This is a genomic window from Thermocladium sp. ECH_B (assembly GCA_001516585.1).
GTDB lineage: Archaea > Thermoproteota > Thermoprotei > Thermoproteales > Thermocladiaceae > Thermocladium.
This window is the reverse complement of record LOBW01000150.1, coordinates 1-1,220: the sequence shown is the minus strand read 5'-3', so window position 1 is coordinate 1,220 and position 1,220 is coordinate 1. Positions and strand designations below refer to the sequence as shown.

Sequence of the window (1,220 nt, the reverse complement as noted above, 5' to 3'; positions counted from 1 at the left end):
CAATCTAGACCCAAGGAAAAATCGAGAATGGAGAAGAGATCCGATTATTATGAAGTCAGGGATGCAGATGGATTACGCGTGGCGGCTATCACTGTGTGAACTACCCCGCCCCTAATGGGGCTTCCCGCTTCCTTGCCCCGCCTTGCCCAACGAAGGGCGTTGCACGCCTCTCACTCAACCTCAATTGGGCCTTTAACGCCCTCAACGTTCGTCGATCGGCGTACGCTCTAAACCTAAACCCCACGGTGGGCATTATGAAAGGCAAGAAAGAAATATTTAAACGCCTCTATAAGGGGCCATCCCCTCCCTAGCGGAAGGGGTCTTCCGCCCCCTTAACTCGTTAAGATAATTGCGTTTCCGTGACGTGCATCGATCAATGCCTCATTCATTAAATGTATCTTGAATTTATGTATGCTATTGAATTTTCTGCCGCAGATGGGACATTTTCTAGTTCTTGGTATTTGCTTACATTCAACCCTAACATGCCTCACATACTCCCCTATCGAATTCATGCTTTTACCGCATAGTCTGCATGTAATGGCCATATCAACGATGCGAATTCCTTTATTTAAAAACATTTTGCATTAGCGGCCCAAACGATGTGCAGATATCTTATATCCCCAGTCCTGGAGAGCTCCCGCGATGGGAAGTGGGAGTAATGAGCCGAAGACCAAGCCCGCGATTCACTGCTTGGGCAAATCGAGGCGAGGTAGCAACGTCTACCGACCATGAAGTGACGAGTATGAAGACGGTAAACCAACTGCCCCCCTCCCCCGGCTTGGCGTTGGGACGCGCCGCTTAATGAACCATGCTAATTCGGCTAGGGCCATTATGCCAACGCCGTATGGTTGAGTTGGCTTGTAATGCCCACGATGGCTTGTGAAGGGCATTAATTCTGGGGCGCGATGCTTTCCATTGATTATTGATGTAAACAACATCATTACCGGCCTTAACCTTGACACAGCACCGCCTTTTCTGACTCCGCTCAGGCTCCTACCATCGTTTGAGCCCTCTAAGCCGAGGGCCACCGCCGATCGAGGGCCCCTAAATCCCGAGGCCAATCCTAAGGTGGAAAAAGCATAAGGCGGGGATAGGCTTATGAAGAGACCGTCAAAGGGTAATGTAAGTAACAAAAATCGATAAGAATTCAATTAAATGTGATATAGGAATATTTTGGTGATGGCCTGCCTGAGATCCTCATTACCCAAGTCGCAACCCTT

The 1,220-nt window shown here is 49.0% G+C and carries 2 protein-coding genes; both read right to left on the bottom strand.

Annotation, left to right across the window (positions count from 1 at the left end; all coding sequences use genetic code 11):
* Positions 1-332: 332 nt before the first annotated feature.
* A complete protein-coding gene (locus AT710_09860; GenBank protein KUO89630.1) occupies positions 333-512 on the bottom strand; it encodes a hypothetical protein in 180 nt (59 codons plus the stop codon).
* 207 nt (positions 513-719) lie between these two features.
* The gene (locus AT710_09855) at positions 720-1,133 is read right to left on the bottom strand and encodes a hypothetical protein (protein ID KUO89629.1); all 414 of its coding nucleotides are present in this window, start codon (positions 1,131-1,133) and stop codon (positions 720-722) included.
* Between the last annotated feature and the right edge of the window lie 87 nt (positions 1,134-1,220).

Coding starts and splice junctions, on each gene's coding strand:
- AT710_09860 (KUO89630.1), bottom strand. CDS start 512: ATGAATTCGATAGGGGAGTATGTGAGGCATGTTAGGGTTGAATGTAAG.